At 73.6% G+C, this 19,360-nt stretch carries 20 protein-coding genes and 1 pseudogene; 8 read left to right on the top strand and 13 right to left on the bottom strand.

What is annotated here, in order from left to right; translation table 11 throughout:
• Window positions 1-194: 194 nt before the first annotated feature.
• Window positions 195-1,016: a hypothetical protein gene (locus I5Q34_RS15550; RefSeq protein ID WP_199892767.1), complete on the bottom strand. Its 822-nt coding sequence runs from the start codon at window positions 1,014-1,016 to the stop codon at window positions 195-197.
• A 163-nt stretch (window positions 1,017-1,179) separates the two neighbouring features.
• Between I5Q34_RS15550 and I5Q34_RS15545 the strand changes: the two genes are divergently transcribed.
• Genes I5Q34_RS15545 through I5Q34_RS15535 form a run of 3 tightly spaced genes read left to right on the top strand, consistent with a single transcriptional unit; the run spans window position 1,180 to window position 4,320 of the window.
• Window positions 1,180-2,490, top strand: coding sequence for a magnesium transporter MgtE N-terminal domain-containing protein (locus I5Q34_RS15545; protein WP_199892766.1), 1,311 nt, complete (start codon window positions 1,180-1,182; stop codon window positions 2,488-2,490).
• A 46-nt stretch (window positions 2,491-2,536) separates the two neighbouring features.
• Window positions 2,537-3,103, top strand: a complete 567-nt coding sequence (locus I5Q34_RS15540) for a DUF1003 domain-containing protein (RefSeq protein ID WP_199892975.1) — start codon at window positions 2,537-2,539, stop codon at window positions 3,101-3,103.
• Between the two features lie 59 nt (window positions 3,104-3,162).
• Window positions 3,163-4,320: an Mrp/NBP35 family ATP-binding protein gene (locus tag I5Q34_RS15535; RefSeq protein ID WP_199892765.1), complete on the top strand. Its 1,158-nt coding sequence runs from the start codon at window positions 3,163-3,165 to the stop codon at window positions 4,318-4,320.
• 31 nt (window positions 4,321-4,351) lie between these two features.
• Here I5Q34_RS15535 and I5Q34_RS15530 read toward each other — a convergent pair whose 3' ends face one another.
• The 5 genes and pseudogenes from I5Q34_RS15530 to sigE form a co-directional block, all read right to left on the bottom strand.
• A complete protein-coding gene (locus tag I5Q34_RS15530) occupies window positions 4,352-5,065 on the bottom strand; it encodes a hypothetical protein (RefSeq protein WP_199892764.1) in 714 nt (237 codons plus the stop codon).
• 115 nt (window positions 5,066-5,180) lie between these two features.
• On the bottom strand, window positions 5,181-5,606 hold the full coding sequence (locus tag I5Q34_RS15525; protein WP_199892763.1) for a sec-independent translocase: 426 nt from the start codon (window positions 5,604-5,606) through the stop codon (window positions 5,181-5,183).
• A gap of 105 nt (window positions 5,607-5,711) precedes the next feature.
• Window positions 5,712-6,848, bottom strand: a complete 1,137-nt coding sequence (locus I5Q34_RS15520; protein ID WP_374193015.1) for a S1C family serine protease — start codon at window positions 6,846-6,848, stop codon at window positions 5,712-5,714.
• Between the two features lie 986 nt (window positions 6,849-7,834).
• Window positions 7,835-8,059: pseudogene (locus tag I5Q34_RS36045) on the bottom strand (anti-sigma factor); the annotation flags it as partial.
• A gap of 310 nt (window positions 8,060-8,369) precedes the next feature.
• A complete protein-coding gene (sigE, locus tag I5Q34_RS15510; protein ID WP_199892761.1) occupies window positions 8,370-9,155 on the bottom strand; it encodes an RNA polymerase sigma factor SigE in 786 nt (261 codons plus the stop codon).
• A gap of 141 nt (window positions 9,156-9,296) precedes the next feature.
• Between sigE and I5Q34_RS15505 the strand changes: the two genes are divergently transcribed.
• Entirely contained in the window at window positions 9,297-10,010 is a 714-nt protein-coding gene (locus I5Q34_RS15505; RefSeq protein ID WP_199892974.1) for an O-methyltransferase, read from the top strand.
• Window positions 10,011-10,166: 156 nt separating this feature from the next.
• Here the strand turns inward: I5Q34_RS15505 and I5Q34_RS15500 are convergent, their stop codons facing one another.
• Window positions 10,167-10,334: a DUF3117 domain-containing protein gene (locus tag I5Q34_RS15500; protein ID WP_004950282.1), complete on the bottom strand. Its 168-nt coding sequence runs from the start codon at window positions 10,332-10,334 to the stop codon at window positions 10,167-10,169.
• Between the two features lie 309 nt (window positions 10,335-10,643).
• Between I5Q34_RS15500 and I5Q34_RS15495 the strand changes: the two genes are divergently transcribed.
• Complete coding sequence (locus tag I5Q34_RS15495) at window positions 10,644-11,444, top strand: enoyl-CoA hydratase/isomerase family protein (protein ID WP_199892760.1); 801 nt, start codon at window positions 10,644-10,646, stop codon at window positions 11,442-11,444.
• 298 nt (window positions 11,445-11,742) lie between these two features.
• Here I5Q34_RS15495 and I5Q34_RS15490 read toward each other — a convergent pair whose 3' ends face one another.
• Both I5Q34_RS15490 and I5Q34_RS15485 read right to left on the bottom strand, forming a co-directional pair.
• A complete protein-coding gene (locus I5Q34_RS15490; RefSeq protein ID WP_199892759.1) occupies window positions 11,743-12,339 on the bottom strand; it encodes a DNA-3-methyladenine glycosylase I in 597 nt (198 codons plus the stop codon).
• Window positions 12,336-12,695, bottom strand: coding sequence for a DivIVA domain-containing protein (locus tag I5Q34_RS15485; RefSeq protein ID WP_199892758.1), 360 nt, complete (start codon window positions 12,693-12,695; stop codon window positions 12,336-12,338). Before I5Q34_RS15485 ends, I5Q34_RS15490 begins: the two co-directional genes overlap by 4 nt.
• Before the next feature lie 105 nt (window positions 12,696-12,800).
• Between I5Q34_RS15485 and folP the strand changes: the two genes are divergently transcribed.
• A complete protein-coding gene (gene folP / locus I5Q34_RS15480; RefSeq protein WP_199892973.1) occupies window positions 12,801-13,661 on the top strand; it encodes a dihydropteroate synthase in 861 nt (286 codons plus the stop codon).
• Between the two features lie 346 nt (window positions 13,662-14,007).
• Here the strand turns inward: folP and I5Q34_RS15475 are convergent, their stop codons facing one another.
• Entirely contained in the window at window positions 14,008-14,754 is a 747-nt protein-coding gene (locus tag I5Q34_RS15475; RefSeq protein ID WP_199892757.1) for a TIGR00730 family Rossman fold protein, read from the bottom strand.
• A gap of 60 nt (window positions 14,755-14,814) precedes the next feature.
• Window positions 14,815-15,894, bottom strand: a complete 1,080-nt coding sequence (gene dapE / locus I5Q34_RS15470; protein ID WP_199892756.1) for a succinyl-diaminopimelate desuccinylase — start codon at window positions 15,892-15,894, stop codon at window positions 14,815-14,817.
• 112 nt (window positions 15,895-16,006) lie between these two features.
• Here dapE and I5Q34_RS15465 point away from each other — a divergent pair, with 112 nt between their 5' ends.
• A complete protein-coding gene (locus I5Q34_RS15465; RefSeq protein WP_199892755.1) occupies window positions 16,007-16,927 on the top strand; it encodes a hypothetical protein in 921 nt (306 codons plus the stop codon).
• A 299-nt stretch (window positions 16,928-17,226) separates the two neighbouring features.
• Window positions 17,227-17,673 (top strand): ATP-binding protein, encoded by a 447-nt coding sequence (locus I5Q34_RS15460; RefSeq protein ID WP_199892754.1) that lies wholly within the window; start codon window positions 17,227-17,229, stop codon window positions 17,671-17,673.
• Window positions 17,674-17,750: 77 nt separating this feature from the next.
• On the opposite strand, the gene dapC is transcribed toward I5Q34_RS15460, so the two are convergent.
• Complete coding sequence (dapC, locus tag I5Q34_RS15455; protein WP_199892753.1) at window positions 17,751-18,848, bottom strand: succinyldiaminopimelate transaminase; 1,098 nt, start codon at window positions 18,846-18,848, stop codon at window positions 17,751-17,753.
• A gap of 121 nt (window positions 18,849-18,969) precedes the next feature.
• A complete protein-coding gene (fdxA, locus tag I5Q34_RS15450) occupies window positions 18,970-19,290 on the bottom strand; it encodes a ferredoxin (RefSeq protein WP_199892752.1) in 321 nt (106 codons plus the stop codon).
• Window positions 19,291-19,360 lie beyond the last annotated feature (70 nt).

The following is a 19,360-nucleotide window of genomic DNA, read 5'->3' as shown; positions in this document are numbered from 1 at the left end:
CGGGCGCGCACTTCAGCCCGTCCGGCGTTTGAGGACAGCGCCCGAAGGGCGCTTCCGGGGGTCCAGGGGGCGCGCAGCCCCGGTAGGGGGCGCAGGGAGCAGAGCCCCCGCACCGCCGCGCGGAGCGCGGTGCCGGGCCGAGGGGCGGAGCCCCGGGAGAAACGGTGAAAGGGCGGGCCGGGGGCAAACCCCCCTCACCGCCCCGCAGGAATCCGCTCCCCGTAATCCACCGTCTCCCCCTTCACCGGCGCCCTCAACGCAAAATCCTTCCCCCAATCCCCCAGGTTCAACTGCCCCGCCCCACCCGCCCGTTGTACCCGCAACGGATAGGGCGTCCCGACGAGGGACACGTCCAGCACCCCGCCCGCCCCCTTCGCGTCCCCCGCGTTGAGCCGGATCGAGCGCACTCCCCCGACCGTCCCGTGCTCCCCACGCGACAGCTTTCCGGGCAGCCCGAGGAGCCCGTCCAGCAGGACGTCCTTGTCGGTGAAACCGCGCAGCTGCCGGTATGCCGGATCGCCCGCCGGCACCTTCACGTACTTCCCGTTCAGCTTGGCCGCGGCCGAGCCCGTCGTCCGGCCGGCGGACGGACCGGAGGACGAACCGGAGGACGAACCGGCGGCACCGGGCACCCCCGAAGCCCCGGGCTTCGCACCCACTCCGGATCCCGCCCCTCCCCGCCCCCAGAACGCCGCGTCCCCCTTCACGAAGAGCTCCTCGCCGACCCGCAACAGCTCGAAGGAGACCTCGCCCGAGGCGACCCGCCCCGTACCGCCGTCCTTCTTCAGGCGCACGTCGATGCGGTACGTACGCCCCTGGCTGACGACGGCCCCGGACAGGTGGACCGCGCCGGCCGCCTTCGCCGCCGCCCGCGCCCTGTCCTGGATCACCGCCGGACGGAGCTTGCCCACGCCGTTGGTCCCCGCGTCGGGGTCCTCGCCGCCGCCGCAGGCCGTCAGGCCCGTGGACAGCACCACGCACAGGCCCCCCACGAGAGCCGCGTTCCGGGTTCGCACCTGCTCCTGCCTCCTGTCAGCACTGTCAGCACTGGTCAGCACTGGATACGGCAGCGTACTCGCGCCCGTTCCCGTCACCGGCGCGGAGCGGCAGCGCACGGCCGGTCACGTTAGCCTGAACCGGAAAACGCCGGAGGGAACGGCGAAGGAGGAGGTGCACGGCATGGCGGCGAACGCCCGCGTGTTCGTCTCGCACCTCTCCGGGGTGGCCGTCTTCGACCCCAACGGCGACCGCGTCGGCCGGGTCCGCGACGTCGTCGCGATGCTGCGCGTCGGCAACCGCCCGCCCCGGGTGCTGGGCCTGGTGGTGGAGGTCGCCAGCCGGCGCGTCGTCTTCCTGCCCATGACCCGGGTCACGGGCGTGGAGTCCGGCCAGGTCATCTCCACCGGCGTGATCAACATGCGGCGGTTCGAGCAGCGGCCCACCGAGACCCTGGTCCTCGGCGAGCTCCTCGACCGCCGGGTGCGGCTGGTCGCCACCGGCGACGAGGTCACCGTCCTCGACGTGGCGATCACCCAGCTCCAGGCCCGCCGCGAGTGGGAGATCGACAAGGTCTTCGTCCGCCGCGGCAAGGGCGGCGCGCTGCGCCGCAAGGGCGAGACGCTCACCGTCGAGTGGTCGGCGGTGACCGGCTTCTCCCTGGAGGAGCACGGCCAGGGCGCCGCCAACCTCCTCGCCACCTTCGAGCAGTTGCGCCCCGCCGACCTCGCCAGCGTCCTGCACCACCTGTCCCCCAAGCGGCGCGCCGAGGTGGCCGCGGCCCTCGACGACGCCCGGCTCGCGGATGTCCTGGAGGAGCTGCCGGAGGACGACCAGATCGAGATCCTCGGCAAGCTCAAGGAGGAGCGCGCCGCCGACGTCCTGGAGGCGATGGACCCGGACGACGCCGCCGACCTGCTCTCCGAGCTCCCCGAGGCGCACACCGAACGCCTGCTGGCGCTGATGCAGCCGGGCGACGCGGCGGACGTCCGGCGGCTGATGGCGTACGAGGAGCGGACCGCAGGCGGCCTGATGACGACCGAGCCGATCGTGCTGCGCCCGGACGCCACCGTCGCCGACGCCCTCGCCCGGGTCCGCAACCCGGACCTGTCCCCCGCGCTCGCCGCCCAGGTCTACGTCTGCCGGCCGCCGGACGAGACGCCGACCGGGAAGTACCTGGGGACGGTGCACTTCCAGCGGCTCCTGCGGGACCCGCCGTTCACCCTCGTCGCCTCGATCACCGACACGGAGCTGCGCCCGCTGCGCCCCGACACCCCGCTGCGCGCCGTGACCAGCTACCTGGCCACGTACAACATGGTCGCGGCGCCCGTGGTCGACTCCGGCGGATCGCTGCTGGGCGCGGTGACCGTGGACGACGTGCTGGACCATCTCCTGCCGGACGACTGGCGCGAGACGGAACTCCACCAGGGCGCGCCGGACATGAGCGGCATCGACGGAGCGGACGGAGCGGGGGAGGCGGAGGATGAACACTGAGGGCCGGAGCACCCCGTGGGAGCGGCTGGAGCGGCAGCGCGAGCGGATGCGGGAACGGGAGCGCCAGAAGGAGCGCGAACGGCTGAAGGAACGATCCGCCGCCGTCCAGCCGCTCCCGCGCGTCCGGCTGGACCAGCCGCAGCTCAAGCGGCGCGGCTGGCTGCCGGAGTACGACCCGGAGGCGTTCGGCCGGACCTCGGAGAAGATCGCCCGCTTCCTGGGCACCGGGCGGTTCATCGTCTGGATGACGGTCCTCATCGTGGTGTGGGTGGTGTGGAACACCACGGCCCCGCCCGACGTCCGCTTCGACCCCTATCCGTTCATCTTCCTGACCCTGGTGCTGTCCCTCCAGGCGTCGTACGCCGCCCCGCTGATCCTGCTGGCCCAGAACCGGCAGGACGACCGGGACCGGGTCAACCTGGAGCAGGACCGCGAGCAGAACGAACGGTCCATCGCCGACACCGAGTACCTCACCCGGGAGATCGCCGCGTTGCGCATGGGGCTCGGCGAGGTCGCCACCCGGGACTGGATCCGCTCCGAGTTCCAGGAGCTGATCAAGGAGCTCGAACACCGCCGCGCCCATGAAGAATTGAGGCGGCCCGGTGGAGAGTGAGGAACGCGACCGCTGACGGCCCTTCCCCGGGTGCCGGTGGGGCGCCGTACCATCGGGGCATGGCTACCGAGACCCCCAACTCCGTCCCCGCCGAAGAGGCGGTGCGCGCCGCGCTCGCGACGGTGAACGACCCCGAGATCCACCGGCCCATCACCGAGCTGGGCATGGTGAAATCCGTCGGCATCGCGGCGGACGGGACGGTCGCGGTGGCGGTCTACCTGACGGTCTCCGGCTGCCCCATGCGCGAAACGATCATGGAGAACGTCCGCAAGGCGGTCGCCGGCGTGGCCGGTGTGACGGGCGTGACGGTCGAGCTCGACGTGATGAGCGACGAGCAGCGGCGCGAGCTGGCCGCCTCCCTGCGCGGCGGCGTCGCCGAGCGCGAGGTGCCGTTCGCCAAGCCCGGCTCACTGACCCGGGTCTACGCGGTGGCGTCCGGCAAGGGCGGCGTCGGCAAGTCCTCGGTGACGGTCAACCTGGCCGCGGCGATGGCGGCCGACGGCCTCAAGGTCGGCGTCGTGGACGCGGACATCTACGGCCACTCCGTCCCCCGGATGCTGGGCGCCGACGGCCGCCCCACCCAGGTGGAGAACATGATCATGCCGCCGTCGGCCAACGGCGTGAAGGTCATCTCCATCGGCATGTTCACCCCGGGCAACGCCCCGGTCGTCTGGCGCGGCCCGATGCTGCACCGCGCGCTCCAGCAGTTCCTGGCCGACGTCTACTGGGGCGACCTCGACGTCCTGCTGCTCGACCTCCCGCCGGGCACCGGCGACATCGCCATCTCCGTCGCCCAGTTGGTGCCCAACGCCGAGATCCTGGTGGTGACGACCCCTCAGCAGGCCGCCGCCGAGGTCGCCGAGCGGGCCGGCTCGATCGCCGTGCAGACCCACCAGAAGATCGTCGGCGTCGTGGAGAACATGTCCGGCCTGCCCTGCCCGCACTGCGGCGAGATGGTCGACGTGTTCGGCACCGGCGGCGGCCAGCTCGTCGCCGACGGGCTGACCCGGACCACCGGCGCCACCGTGCCCGTCCTGGGCTCGATCCCCATCGACGTCCGGCTGCGCGAGGGCGGCGACGAGGGCAGGCCGGTCGTGCTCACCGACCCCGAGTCGCCCGCGGGCAGCGCGCTGCGCGCCATCGCCGGCAAGCTGGGCGGGCGGCAGCGCGGGCTGTCCGGGATGGCGCTCGGCATCACGCCGCGCAACAAGTTCTGACCGCCGTCACCGCGTACGCGGACCGATGGGCCTACGCGGCCCGGTCCGCGTACGCGGTGATGTCGCCGATCATCGAGAAGCCCATCCCGTAGGCGCTCATCCCGCGCCCGTACGCCCCGATGTGCACCTCTCCGCCCTGCGCGGAGCCGGCGAGGACCCAGCCGTACTCGGACTCGCGGTAGCGGAAGTCGGTCGAGACCCCGTCGACCGGCAGCGAGAGCGTGGACCAGGGGGCCTCGTCCAGGTGGTCCGCCAGCTCCCAGGCGAGGGCGGTCTGCTGGTCGAGCCAGTTCTGCCGCAGGGCGCGCTCCATGCGGTCGGGCCAGGTGTACGAGAGCAGGCCCGCGCCCGCCAGCCAGGCCGCCGAGGACACCGAGGTGGCCTCCAGCACGCCCGTACCGTCCGCGCTGCGCCGCACCGGGCGGCTCGCGACGGTCACCACCACCGAGAAGCGCTGGGCGGCGGAAGGGGATGCCGCCCGGTCGGGGCGGCCCGAGCGGAGGTTGGGCTCCGTACCGTGTCCCGTCGAGCCGTGCTCCACGGTGCCGTCGGCCGCCGTGCCCACCTGCATCAGCCAGCGGCGTCCGGTGAACGCGTCGTCCAGGCCGTACCAGGGGAACGACGCCTGCACATAGCCGTCGACCGGGCGCCGGGCGCCGGACGCGCCCGGCGGAGCGCTCCCCTCCGCGCCGACCGCCTCTCCGGCGGGTGCTCCCGCCGCCCCTGCCCGACTCGTGGTCTCCATCTGCGCGGCGCCTCCTCGTTGCCCCGTCGTGCCCGGCCGGCCCGTACCGCGGGCACCGTCAACCCGGACAAGGGGAGGATAGCCACCCCCGTCAATGGGGCACGGCAGGCGAGGCTCAGGTGGCGTCGGAGTCGAAGGGGGGCCGCTCGCCCGGCTGGAGCCGTTCCTTCTTCTTGAGCAGGTCGGGTCCGCCGGCGGAATGCGGGGCGGGCTCCGGGTCGCGGCCGTTGACGGCGTCGGTCACCTCGGCCATCTCGGACTTGAGGTCGAAGCCGTTGCGGATCTCCTTCAGGCCCAGCTCGTCCTTGTCCAGGACGTGCTTGCGGACGAAGGTCTTGGGATTGAGGTCCTCGAACTCGAAGTCCTTGAACTCCGGCCCCAGCTCGGAGCGGATGTCCTCCTTGGCGCTCTCGGAGAACTGCCGGATCTTGCGCAGGGTGCGCGACATGTCCTGGATCACCTTGGGCAGCTTGTCCGGCCCGAAGATGAGCAGAGCGAGGACGACGAGCGCGATCAGCTCGGGAAGTCCTATGTCGAGCACCTGAAGCTCCTTGATGCGGGGGCGGCCGAAGGTTCTGGCCGTCTATCACGGTACCTGGCCCGGGCGGATGCGCGGGAGACGCCCGGACCAACACCGGGCCAAGGGTCAGCCCGAGCTCGCCGACCCCAGGGTCAGCGGCACGGCCCGCTCCTTGCCGCCGCGCTCCACGGTGAGGACGAGCCGGTCCCCCGGACGGTGACTGCGGATCTTGACGATGAGCTCCCGGCCGCTGTGGACGGCCGAGGAATCGATCCTCTTGATGACGTCGCCCGGCTCGATGCCGGCCTTGTCCGCCGGGCCGCCCCGGGTCACCGGCGAGCCCCCGCCGCCCTTGGGGTTCACCCGGGCGCCGTCGCCCTGGTACGCCATGTCGAGCGAGACGCCGATCACCGGGTGGGTGGCCCTGCCCGTGTTGATCAGCTCCTCGGCGACGCGCTTGGCCTGGTTGATCGGGATGGCGAAACCCAGCCCTATGCTCCCGCCCTGGCCGCCGCCCGCCTCCGAACCGCCGGCCGAGCGGATGGCGCTGTTGATGCCGATGACCCGGGCCCGGGAGTCCACCAGCGGGCCGCCGGAGTTGCCCGGGTTGATCGGGGCGTCCGTCTGGAGCGCGTCCACGTAGCTGACGTCGCTGCCGTCCTGCTTCTTGCCGCCCGCGGTGATCGGGCGTTCCTTGGCGCTGATGATCCCCGTGGTGACCGTGCCCGCGAGGTCGAAGGGCGCGCCGATGGCCACGACGGAGTCGCCGACGTGCACGGAGTCGGAGTTTCCCAGGGCGAGCGGGGTGAGCCCCGGGACGCCCGAGACCTTCACGACGGCCAGGTCGTAGCCGCTGTCGCGGCCGATGACCGTGGCCTTGGCGGTCCGGCCGCCGTGGAAGGTCACCGCTATCCCGCCGCCGTCGCCGGCGGGCTCGACGACGTGGTTGTTGGTGAGGATGTGTCCCTTGTTGTCCAGGACGAAGCCGGTGCCGGTCCCCCGCCCGCCGCTGCCGCGCACGTGCAGGGTGACCACTCCGGGCAGCGCGCGGGCGGCGATCCCGGCGACGCTGCCCGGGTCCCGCTCGCTCCTGTCGACGGGCGCCTGCGGCAGCGTCACGTGCCGCCCGCCGCCGTCCCGCTCCAGCCAGGCCCCGATCCCGCCGCCCACGCCGCCGGCGACCAACGCCACGACGAGCGCCCCGACGACGATCTTCCGCCGCGCCACGCCCTTGCCCGCCACGGGCTCGTCCCGCCGCTCCACGGCCCAGGGGTCGTACTGCCAGGGCCCTTGCGGCCCGGCGTAGGGGGATCCGGCATAGGGGGAGGCGACGCCGAGGACGGGGGGCCGGGCGGGGGCGGGGTACGGCTGGGGGCCGTACGAGGGCGCGGGGGTGGCGGGGCCGCCGGGCCGCCCGTGGCGGGGTGCTGGAGCTGGGGGGCACCGGCCGCCGGGCCGACGGGCTGCTGCTGGAAGCCGTCCGCAACGGGGTTGTGCGGCTGCGGACACCCGCCCGCACCGGGCTCCGGCGGGTGCGGGGCGGCCGCGGCCGCCATCGGGTCGCGGTCGGCGGGGGCGGCCGGGTGCCGGACCGGCGGAGCCGGGGCCCAGGGGCCCGGGCGGCCGTACGGGGGCGTGCTGTACGGGTCCGGGCCGTGCAGCGGCGCCGGCGGTTCCCCCGCCTCGTCGGCGCTGCGGCGCGTACGGCTCCACCAGTGCGCCCTGCCCTCGTCCATCCCGGTCTCCCCCCACGATTCGTCGGGGGCCGCGGCACCGTCCCGGACGCCCGGCCCACCGGCGATTCAACCAGGTCCGACCGCAGGTGAGCAGGGCAGCCCGCGTCAGCGGGAGAGGGGGGTCTGCAGGGGCATCCGGAACGGGACGGCGACCGGCAGGGCGGGCGGGACGGCCGGCGAGGGCCGGTGGACGACGGCGTCGCGCGCCGTGCCCCCGCCCTGGGAGGAGCCGAGGGCGAGCGCCGTCGTGGACACCCGGGGATCCTCGGCCCGGGCCCGGGGCACCTCCTCGACCGACCCCAGCGGCTGGGCGCCGACCAGGGCGAAGGCCGCGATCGTGACGGCACCGGCCGCCGCGATCCCGAACCGCCGCCCGCGCGACGCCCCCCGCCCCATCTCGTGGATCCGGAAGCCGTGCTCACGGGGCGTCAGGCCGGCGAGGGGCACCAGCGCGAAGGCGTCGGCCCGGGGGTCGAGCCCGCCGCGCCACCGCGTCCGGCCCTCGTCGCCGTCGCCGTCCGCGGCGGACGCACCCGGCCCGGCAGGGCCGTCCATCCCCACGCCCGGCAGGGCCTGGAGCCGGGCCAGCAGGGCCTCCGAGAGCGGCGGAGGCGGGGCCTCGGCGAACACGCTCTTGAGCCGACGCTGGGCGTCGGCTTCCGCTTTGCACTTTCCACAGGTGGCGAGATGGGCGAGCACCCGCTCCCGCGATTCGTGTCCCAACTCCCCGTCGACCAGGGCCGCGAGGCGGTCGCCGAGATGCTGCTCGGCGGGGGACTGACCGCCTGAACCGCTCACGCGATCCCGACCTCCCCACTCAGCCGGGGGGCGGCGCCCGCCCCCCCCCCCGCGCGGTGCTCGGCCCGCGGCGCCCCCCCGGCGGGGGGGGGCCGGGGGCGGCGCGCCGTGGGCCGGGGGGGACGGCCGCGGGGGGTGGGGCGGCGGGCGGGGGCCCGCTCCCGCTATTCGTGTCCCAACTCCCCGTCGACCAGGGCCGCGTGGGGGTCGCCGATATGCTGCTCGGGGGGGGACTGACCGCCTGAACCGCTCACGCGACCCCGACCCCCCCACTCCGCGGGGGGCCGGCGCCGGCCCCCACCACGGCGCGTTGCTCGGCACGCTGCTCCGCACGGGCGGAGGGGGACCGGTGCCGGAGCGCCTTGCGCAGGTGGGAACGGCCGCGGTGGATGCGGCTGCGGACGGTGCCCAGCTTCACGCCGAGCGTCGCCGCGATCTCCTCGTAGGACAGCCCCTCGATGTCGCAGAGCACAACCGCGGCCCGGAACTCCGGGGCGAGGGTGTCCAGCGCCTGCTGGACGTCCGCGTCGAAGTGCGTGTCGTTGAAGTGCTGCTGGGGGGACGGCTCGCGGCTGGGGAGCCGCTCGGCGGCGTCGTCGCCCAGCGCGTCGAAGCGGATGCGCTGGCGGCGGCGGACCATGTCGAGGAACAGGTTGGTGGTGATGCGGTGCAGCCACCCCTCGAACGTCCCCGGGGTGTAGGTGGACAGCGAGCGGAAGACGCGGACGAAGACCTCCTGGGTGAGGTCCTCGGCGTCATGCTGGTTGCCGGTGAGGCGGTAGGCGAGACGGTAGACCCGTGCGCTGTGCGTGCTGACGATCTCCTCCCAGGTGGGAGGGGTCCACGCCTGCGAGTCCGCGTCGCTGGCGAAAGTCGCGGTTGCGGAATTCCGGGTGGCGGAACGGTCAGCGGTGTCGGTCACGGATTTCGGCTCGTCGGCGGTCCGCCGGAAGCGCCTGAGCACTCCGCGGGGGCCGCTGCACGTAGCCGCACCTCCCCTGTCGGCTCTGGTGGTGTCCAGTGGAGCCCCTACCATATCCACCTCGCCCGTTAGCTCCGGATAAGGAATTTTGACCTGCTTTTGGGTTTGATCCGTTTCCGGACCGGCCGGGGACTCCCACCGGGCCCCCACGGCCCCCTCACGCCGTCTCCTCATCGCGTCAACGCACGGTCCCATCTGCGGGTTCCCGACCGCAGCGGATACAGTCACCGTTGCGTCGACACATGGGGACAGGAGAGGGCCATTACCGGCAACCGGCAGACGAGCTGGGCGTTCGCCGATGCGTACGGCGTCGAGCACATCGACGACCCGGCACTGCTCTGGGCGCGCGACCGGGCCGACGAGGCGGGCCTGCGCTCGGTGTCCTCCGGCACCGGCTCCGCGCTGCGCCTGCTCGCCGCGGCGGTCGACGCCAAGGCCGTCGCCGAGATCGGCACCGGCACCGGGGTGTCCGGCCTGCACCTCCTGCACGGCATGCGCCCCGACGGCGTGCTGACGACGGTGGACAGCGACCCCGAGTGCCAGCAGTTCGCCCGGCAGGCGTTCCGCGCCGCGGGCTTCGCCGGCAACCGCGCCCGCTTCATCCCCGGCCGCGCCCTGGAGGTGCTGCCGCGCCTCGCGGACGGCGGCTACGACCTGGTGTTCTGCGACGGGGACCGGCTCGAGTACCTCGACTACCTAGCGGAATCGTTGCGTCTGCTGCGGCCCGGGGGCCTGGTGTGCTTCGAGGGCGTCTTCGCGGACGGCCGCACGGTGGACTCCGCCGCCCAGCCCGCCGAGGTGCTCCGGCTGCGGGAACTCCTGCGGGCCGTACGGGAGTCCAGCGTGCTGGTGCCGTCCCTGCTGCCGGTGGGCGACGGGCTGCTGTGCGCCGCCCGGCGCAGCGGCTGACCCGACGGCCGCCGAGGGCGGAATCCGGCCACCCGCCGGGCGGGAAGGGCCGGAAAAGCCCTTGCCCCAAAACACCCTTGCCCCGACAGCCGTGAGGCTGCCGGAGCAAGGGAAGTCGGCGAAGGACCGTGGTCCGTGCGTCAGACTCAGTCAGACTCAGACGACGACGTTCTTCAGGGCGTCGGCAAGAGCCGCCGCCTCGTCCGGGGTCAGCTCGACGACGAGACGACCGCCGCCCTCGAGCGGAACCCGCATGACGATGCCCCGCCCCTCCTTGGTCACCTCGAGCGGGCCGTCGCCCGTCCGCGGCTTCATGGCCGCCATGCTCGTTCCCCTTCCTGAAACCAGCTCATCGTCAGCCGACAACCCCTTTCAAAGGGCACGTGTCACCGGCATCGAACACATTGCTTCCAGGCCATTATCCCGCATCGCGCGACCCAATGACCAACATCGGTCGGCATCCCTTCGGCAACACGCTCCGGCAAAACCACCCAATTCGGGGATTGCTCCGCAGTTGCCCACCAACGTCGTACCCGTACGGACGCCCGATTCTTTGACGCAGCTCACATGCCGCCCGTCGGAGATCTGCGGCAAGCTGGCCGCGGACCGCAGCCGATCGAGGGAGGACGCACCATGGCCGACACCGTGCTGTACGAGGTGAGCGACGGGCTCGCGACGATCACCCTGAACCGGCCCGACGCCATGAACGCGCTGGACACGGACACCAAGATCGCCCTCCGCGACGCGCTGCGGCGGGCGGCGGAGGACCGGGCCGTGCGCGCCGTGCTGCTCACCGGCACGGGGCGGGCCTTCTGCGTGGGGCAGGACCTCAAGGAGCACACGGCCTCGCTGGCCGCGGACCGCGAGCGCGGGACGAACCGGACCTGGGACACGGTCCGGGACCACTACTCCCCCATCACCCTGGCCATCGCGGAGATGCCCAAGCCGGTGGTCGCGGCGGTGAACGGGGCCGCGGCCGGGGCCGGCGCGGGTTTCGCCTTCGCGGCGGACTACCGGGTCGTCGCCGACACGGCGGCCTTCAACACGGCCTTCGCGGGGGTGGGGCTCGCCGGCGACTCGGGCGTCTCGTGGACCCTCCCGCGCCTCGTCGGCCACGGACGGGCCTCCGATCTCCTGCTCTTCCCCCGCAACATCTCCGCCGAGGAGGCGCTGGAGCTGGGCATCGCGAACAAGGTCGTCCCGGCGGGGGAGCTGGCCGCGACGGCCGAGGCCGCCGCCCGGCGGCTCGCCTCGGGGCCGACGGTCGCCTACGCGGCGATCAAGAAGGCCCTGGCGTCCGGGGCGGAGCGGTCGCTGCGCGAGACGCTGGGGGTGGAGGAGGAGCTCCAGGCGGTGGCGGGGGCGTCGGAGGACCACCGGGCGGCGGTGGAGTCGTTCCTGAAGAAGGAGCGGCCGACGTTCCTGGGCCGCTGATCTTTTCTCCCCGCCCCGCCCTTTCACCGTTTCCGCGGGGCTGCGCCCCCGTACCTCCACCGGGGCTCCGCCCCGGACCCCGCATCGCGGCTCCGCCGCTCGTCCTCAAACGCCGGACAGGCTGAAGTGCGCGCCCGGCGCTTGAGAACAGCGCCCGAAGGGCGCTTCGGGGGTGCAGGGGGCGAAGCCCCCGCGTCCGGGCACGCACCGCGCGCCGCGGGGTTACGAAGGGGCGCAGCCCCTGCGGAAACGGTGAAGGGCGGGACCGGGGCACCCTCCCCACGAACAGCACCGCCCCCTACCCGCGGCCCCGCCGCACATGGCACCCGGCCAAGTGATCGTTCACCAGCCCGCACGCCTGCATCAACGCATACGCCGTCGTCGGCCCCACGAACCGGAACCCCCGCCTCTTCAACTCCTTCGCCAGCGCCGTCGACTCCGGCGTCACCGCCGGCACCTCCGCCGCCGTGCGCGGAGCGCGCCGCGCACCGGAGGCGGGGGCGAACGACCAGACGAGCTCCGTCAGTTCCCCCGGCGCCCACGCGGCGGCGACCCGCGCGTTCGACAGCGCCGCCGCGATCTTCGCCCGGTTGCGGATGATCCCGGGGTCGGCCAGCAGCCGCTCCGCGTCCGCCTCCGTGAAGGCGGCCACCTCCGCGATGGAGAATCCGGCGAAGGCCGCCCGGAAGCCCTCGCGGCGGCGCAGGATCGTCAGCCAGGACAGCCCGGACTGGAACGCCTCCAGGCATATCCGCTCGAAGAGGGCGTCGTCCCCGCGCACGGGGACGCCCCACTCCGTGTCGTGGTACGCGCGGTAGTCCGCCATGGACTCCGCCTCCAGCCCCCAGGGACAGCGCGCCAGCCCGTCCGGCCCGAGGATCGCGCCGCCGCTCACGACTCCTCCCCCTTCGCGTCCTCCGGAGCGGCGGCGTCGTCCCGCGCCGCCGCCGCGGCCGCCGCCCGTGCCCCCGCCAGCGCCGCCTCGAGCTCCGCGATCCGCGCGTCCCGCTCGGCGAGCTCCGCCGCCAGCCGGTCCAGCACGTCGTCCGTCTCCGTCATCCGGTAGCCGCGCGGCGCGACCGGCAGCCGCAGGGCCTCGACGTCGGCGCGGGCCAGCGGGCGCCCGGCGGGCAGCGGCCAGGCGATCCGGTCGGGCTCCGCCTCGGGCAGCACACCGCCCCTGCCGCCCAGCACCGCGAGCGTGACCGCGGCCACCACCACGACCAGCGCGATGAGCAAGAACCAGAACACGCCGTCTCCCCGAGAGTTTCCCGTCAGTCGATCCGTCCACCCCGATCGTGCCATGCGCCACTGACAGCTAAGGTCACTGCGGACCATGGAGAGGGAGTGCGGGAAATGCTGCGGCTGGGACGACGCGAGTTCGACGCTCACGAGCCGGTGATCATGGCGATCGTGAACCGGACACCGGATTCCTTCTACGACCAGGGCGCCACCTTCCGGGACGAGCCGGCGCTGGCCCGGGTCGAGCAGGCCGTCGCGGAGGGCGCCGCGATCATCGACATCGGCGGGGTGAAGGCCGGCCCCGGCGAGGAGGTGACGGCCGAGGAGGAGGCGCGCCGGACCGTCGGGTTCGTCGCGGAGGTGCGCCGTCGCCACCCGGACGTGGTGATCAGCGTGGACACCTGGCGGCACGAGGTCGGCGAGGCGGTGTGCGAGGCGGGCGCCGACGTGCTCAACGACGCGTGGGGCGGCGTGGACCCCCGGCTGGCCGAGGTCGCCGCCCGCCACGGGGCCGGTCTGGTCTGCACCCACGCGGGCGGCGTCGAGCCGCGCACCCGGCCGCACCGGACGGAGTACGAGGACGTGATGGCCGACGTCCTGCGGGTCACCCTGGGCCTGGCCGAGCGGGCCGTGGCCCTGGGGGTGCGCCACGACGGCATCATGATCGACCCGGGCCACGACTTCGGGAAGAACACCCGGCACTCGCTGGAGGCGACCCGTCGGCTGGACGAGATGGCCGCCACCGGCTGGCCCGTCCTGGTCTCGCTGTCGAACAAGGACTTCGTCGGCGAGACCCTCGACCGGCCGGTCAAGGAACGCGTCCTGGGCACGCTGGCCACGACGGCCGTCTCGGCCTGGCTGGGGGCCCAGGTCTACCGGGTCCACGAGGTCGCGGAGACCAAGCAGGTGCTGGACATGGTGGCGTCCATCGCAGGCCACCGACCCCCCGCAGTGGCCCGACGAGGCCTGGCCTGACGCCAGAACCACCACCCGGCGGACGGAGTCCGACGCAGTCGGCCGAAGCCGGCGAGGCGCCCGGCGCCGAACCTCGCGAGGCCGGCATCGGGAGGCACAGCCCGAGCAGGTGCTGGACATGGTGGCGTCCATCGCAGGCCACCGTGGCTGACAGGGGCTGGCCTGGCGGCGGAACCGCCACCCAATGAGGTGCCCGGCGCCGAACCTCGCGGGACCGGCATCGGGAGGCACAGCCCGAGCAGGTGCCGGACGTGGTGGCGTCCGTCGCGGGCGGCCGGCCGTCGGCCGCGGCCCGGCACAGGCCCGTGGCCGGGGCGCCGCCCCGGCCCGTCCGGGCCCGCGGGCGTCAGGCCCCGGCCTCCTTGGTGACCAGCCCGATCGCCTCTTCCACGTCGTCGGTGAGGTGGAAGAGCTGGAGGTCGTGGGCGCTGACCTTCCCCTGGGCGACCAGGGTCTCCTCGACCCAGCGCACCAGCCCGCCCCAGTACTCGGAGCCGAACAGCACGATCGGGAACCGTGTCACCTTCTTGGTCTGCACCAGGGTGAGCGCCTCGAACAGCTCGTCCAGCGTGCCCAGTCCGCCCGGCAGCACCACGAAGCCGCTCGCGTACTTCACGAACATCGTCTTGCGGACGAAGAAGTAGCGGAAGTCCACCCCGAGGTTCACATAGGGGTTGATGCCCTGCTCGAAGGGCAGCTCGATGCCGAGGCCGACGGAGACGCCGCCGGCCTCCATGGCGCCCTTGTTCGCGGCCTCCATCGCCCCGGGCCCGCCGCCGGTGATGACCGCGAAGCCGGCCTCGACCAGGCCGCGCCCGATGGCCTCGGCGGCCTCGTACTCGGGACTCTCGCGCGGGGTGCGCGCCGAGCCGAACACGCTGATCGCGGGCGGCAGTTCGGCGAGGGCGCCGAAGCCCTCGACGAACTCGGACTGGATGCGCAGCACCCGGAACGGGTCCTCGTGCACCCAGTCCGCCGTGCCCCGGGTGTCCAGCAGGTGCTGGTCCGTGGTTCCCTGCTGCATCTGGCCGTGCCGCCGCAGCACCGGCCCCCTGCGCTGCTCGCGCCTGCGCGCCCCTTCGGAATTGACCATTCCGTGCTCCCTCCGCTGCCGTTGGTGCAGTTCAGCGTAGGCTGCCCACGAAGAGCGCGATCACGCCGTGAGCCAGTTCCGCAGCCGCTCCTCGCAGTGCAGGATCCGCTCGACGACCACGTGCTCGTCCCGCTTGTGGGCGTACAGGGGGTCGCCGGGGCCGTAGTTGACCGCGGGCACGCCGAGCGCGCTGAAGCGGGAGACGTCCGTCCAGCCGAACTTGGGCTTCGCGGTGCCGCCGACGGCCGCCATGAAGGCCACCGCGGCCGGGTGCGAGAGGCCGGGCAGCGCGCCGGGCGAGTGGTCGTCCACGATCACCTCGGCGACGCCGCAGCCCTCGAACACCTCGCGGACGTGCGCGAGCGCCTCCTCCTGGGTGCGGTCCGGCGCGTAGCGGAAGTTCACCGTCACGGCGCACTCGTCCGGCACGACGTTGCCCGCCACCCCGCCGGAGATCCGCACCGCGTTGAGCCCCTCGTGGTACTCCAGGCCGTCGATGACGGGCCGTCGGGGCTCGTAGGCGGCCAGCCGGGCGAGGATCGGCGCGGCGGTGTGGATCGCGTTGGACCCCATCCAGCTCCGCGCGGAGTGGGCGCGCTCGCCCGCGGTCTTCAGGATCACCCGCAGGGTGCCCTGGCAGCCGCCCTCGACCTCGCCGTCGGACGGCTCGAGCAGGACGGCGAAGTCGCCCGCCAGCCAGTCGGGATGGGCCTCGGCGATGTGCCCGAGGCCGTTGAGGTGGGCGGCGACCTCCTCGTTGTCGTAGAAGACGAAGGTCAGGTCGCGGTTGGGGGCCGGCACGGTCGCGGCGAGGCGCAGCTGCACGGCGACGCCGGACTTCATGTCGCTGGTGCCGCACCCCCACAGCACGCCCTTGTCGTCCAGCCGGGACGGCACGTTGTCCGCGATGGGGACGGTGTCGATGTGGCCCGCGAGGACGACGCGCTCGGCATGGCCCAGATCGGTGCGGGCGACGACGTTGTTGCCGTGCCGGTCCACCGTCAGGTGCGGCAGCTTCCTCAGCTCCCGCTCGATCGCGTCGGCGAGCGGCCCCTCCGAGCCGCTGACCGAGGGGAAGTCGACCAGTTGAGCGGTCAGGGCGGCGGCGTCGAGGGACAGATCGAGTGCGGCGTGCTCCATACAGGCGACTCTAACCCCTGCCTCCGACACCCGCGCCGTCCTCGCGACGCTCCCGAACCGGCGCCCGGTCGGGGAACGGCAGTCCGTCCGCTCCGTCAAGTAACGTGGGCGCATGTCCCCGATCTTCCCTGTCCGCCGCGGGCGGCTGCTGCGCGTCGGGGCCGCCGGTGCCGTGCTGCTGGCGCTGATCGGCTACCTGGTCGCGCACTTCGTCACGGGTGGCCCGGGGGCGCCGCGCTGCACGGTGAGCGCGGACGGGGAGTCGTACTCGCTCGATCCCGAGCAGGCGGGGAACGCCTCGACGATCACCGCCGTGGGCACCTCGCGCGGGCTGCCGGAGCGGGCGGTGACCATCGCGCTGGCGACCGCGATGCAGGAGTCGGGGCTGCGCAACATCCACCACGGCGACCGCGATTCGCTGGGCCTGTTCCAGCAGCGGCCGACCCAGGGCTGGGGCACCGCCCGGCAGATCACCGATCCGGTGTACGCCACGGGCGCGTTCTACGACCACCTCGTCCGGGTGCCGGGCTATTCGCGGCTGCCGCTGACGGTGGCGGCCCAGCGGGTGCAGCGCAGCGGCTTCCCGCAGGCGTACGCGAAGCACGAGCCGGGAGCGTCGTTGCTCGCCGCGGCGCTGACCGGGCGGGCGCCTGCCGCGTTCAGCTGTTCGACCAGTCCGAGCGACGGCAAGGCCGGGGACCCGTCGGCGGTGCGGGCCGGGCTGCGGCGGGACTTCGGCCCGTCCGTCCTGCCGGCCACCGGCGTGTCGGGCGGCGGGAAGGGCGCGGCCCCGTCCCGCACCGTCTCCGTCCCGGCCCGGCCGGTGCCCACCGCCGCGGCGGACAACGGACCGCGGCGGCGCGGCTGGGAGCTGGCCTCCTGGGCGGTGGCGCACGCCGCCGAACTGCGCGTCGAGCGCGTCTCCTTCGACGGCCGGGTGTGGACCGCGGAGGATTCGCGGGACGGCTGGCGGTGGAGTGCGGGCGGGACGGACGAGGGCCCGGCCGCGGTGCGGATCACGACCGCTCAGTAGTGCGACCGCACCCCCTACCGGGGCAACCGTCGGAACCGGAGGTTGCCGTGTGTGGCCCTTGGGGCAGGGCTGCTTCCGAATTCCCGGGACCGCCCCGGCATCCCTGATGAACAAAGGGTTGTCGGCTTTTTCGGCACCTCAACGGCCGGTCCGGTTCACCCGATTGTTCATAGATCGGATCATGCGATGCATTGCCAACTCTTTACTTCTGGGCACCGCAACCTTCCTCGGGCTCGGGCGGTAGTCACAGCGTCCGCACGCCGGACAGCAACCGACTTCATCTCCGTCGAAGGAGCAACATGTCCCTCCCCCTCACGCGTCGGATCGCCCAGGCCGCCCTGATCGTCGCGGCGGGCGCCGCCTCCGCCGTCGGCGCGGCCGGCGCGGCCAACGCGGACACCCTCAAGGCCCCCGACGCCCTCGGCGCGGTGAACATGGCGGACGGCGCGCAGCTGGGCAACAAGGTCGACGCGGTCTCCCACCAGGCCGGCGCGCTGACGACGGATGCCGGGAACAAGGTTGTGCACACCACCCTGCCCGCCACCCAGCAGGCGCTGCACACCACGGGCAAGGCCAGCAAGCAGGGCCTGGACGCCACCCAGCGCACCACCGGCCAGCTCGCGGGCCAGGCGGGCCAGGCCGTCGGCGGCGCCGCGCAGGGCGTGGCCAAGAGCGGCGGCAAGGGCCTGCCCGCCGGCAACCTGGGGGGCGGCGCCACCAAGGCGCTGCCGAACCTCGGCGGCTGACCCGGCGGTCCGGAACAGGCCCGGCGCGCGAGGGCCCGGGAGGAGTTCTCCCGGGCCCTCGCGCACGTCCGTCCCCGCTAGCCGGCCAGGCGGCGGACGGCCGCCTCCACCCGCTCGTCGGTGGCGGTGAAGGCGATCCGCACGAAGCGGTCGCCCGCGGCGCCGTAGAAGTCGCCCGGCGCGACGAGGATGCCGCGCTCGGCCAGCGCGCCGACGGTGTCCCAGCAGGGCTCGTCCCGCGTGGCCCACAGGTACAGCGACGCCTCGCTGTGCTCGATGCGGAAGCCGGCGCCCTCGAAGGCCGCCCGCAGCGCCGCCCGGCGGTGGGCGTAGCGCGCGCGCTGCTCGGTGACGTGCGCGGTGTCGCCGAGGGCGGCGACGGTGGCCGCCTGCACCGGGGCGGCGACCATCATGCCGCCATGCTTGCGGATCTGGAGCAGCTCGCCCAGGACGGCGGCGTCGCCGGCGAGGAACGCGGCGCGGTAGCCCGCCAGGTTGGAGCGCTTGGACAGCGAGTGGACGGCGACGATCCCCTCGAACGAGCCGCCGCAGACGTCCGGGTGGAGCACCGAGACGGGCTCGGTCTCCCAGCCCAGCTCCAGGTAGCACTCGTCGCTGAACACCAGGACACCGTGCTCGCGCGCCCAGGCGACGGTGCGCCGCAGCTCCTCGGCGGACAGCACGCGCCCGGTCGGGTTCGACGGGGAGTTGAGCCAGAGCAGCTTGAGGCCGGTGGGGTCGAGATCCGTGGGCTCGTCGTAGACGACGGGCTCGGCGCCGGCGAGGCGGGCGCCGACCTCGTACGTCGGGTAGGCCAGGCGCGGGTAGGCGACCTTGTCGCCGGGGCCCAGGCCGAGCTGGGTGGGCAGCCAGGCCACCAGCTCCTTGGAGCCGACGACGGGCAGCACGTTGGTGTGCCCGACGCCCTTGGCGCCCAGCCGGCGCTCCACCCAGCCGGTGAGCGCGTCGCGCAGCGCGGGCGTGCCCCACACCGTGGGGTAGCCGGGGCTGTCGGCGGCGTCGGCCAGGGCTCGCTGCACGAGCGCGGGCACGGGGTCCACCGGGGTGCCGACGGAGAGGTCGACGATGCCGTCGGGGTGGGCGGCGGCGGTGGCCTTGTAGGGCTCCAGGCGGTCCCAGGGGAAGACGGGGAGTCGGGAGGAGACTGCGCTCACGCTGGACGGCTCGCTCTCTTGCGCTAGGGGTGGTCCGTGGGGCGGGTGTGCCGGGCGGGAATGCCGCGGCCCCGTACGGCGGTGAGGCTGTACGGGGCCGGGTGCGGTGCCTAGGGGCAGCTCACTGGTTCTGCGGAGGCAGCTCGGCGATGAAGGGGTGGTCGCGCTCGATCAGCCCCAGCTTGGAGGCGCCACCGGGCGAGCCGAGCTCGTCGAAGAACTCGACGTTCGCCTTGTAGTAGTCCTTCCACTCGTCCGGGGTGTCGTCCTCGTAGAAGATCGCCTCGACCGGGCAGACCGGCTCACAGGCACCGCAGTCGACACATTCGTCCGGGTGGATGTACAAGGACCGGGAGCCCTCGTAGATGCAGTCGACGGGGCACTCCTCGATGCACGCCTTGTCCTTCAAGTCGACACAAGGCTGCGCGATGACGTAGGTCACGCTGTCGTTCCTCCTCGGTAGGGGTCATCTCGCGCGGGAGCGCGGCGTCGTCGATGCCCACACCTAGTAT

Origin of the sequence: Streptomyces sp. AV19, assembly GCF_015999245.1 — a bacterium.
In the GTDB taxonomy this organism is placed as follows: domain Bacteria; phylum Actinomycetota; class Actinomycetes; order Streptomycetales; family Streptomycetaceae; genus Streptomyces.
Note: the sequence above shows the minus strand (reverse complement) of the source record. Positions and strands in the feature narration are given on the sequence as shown.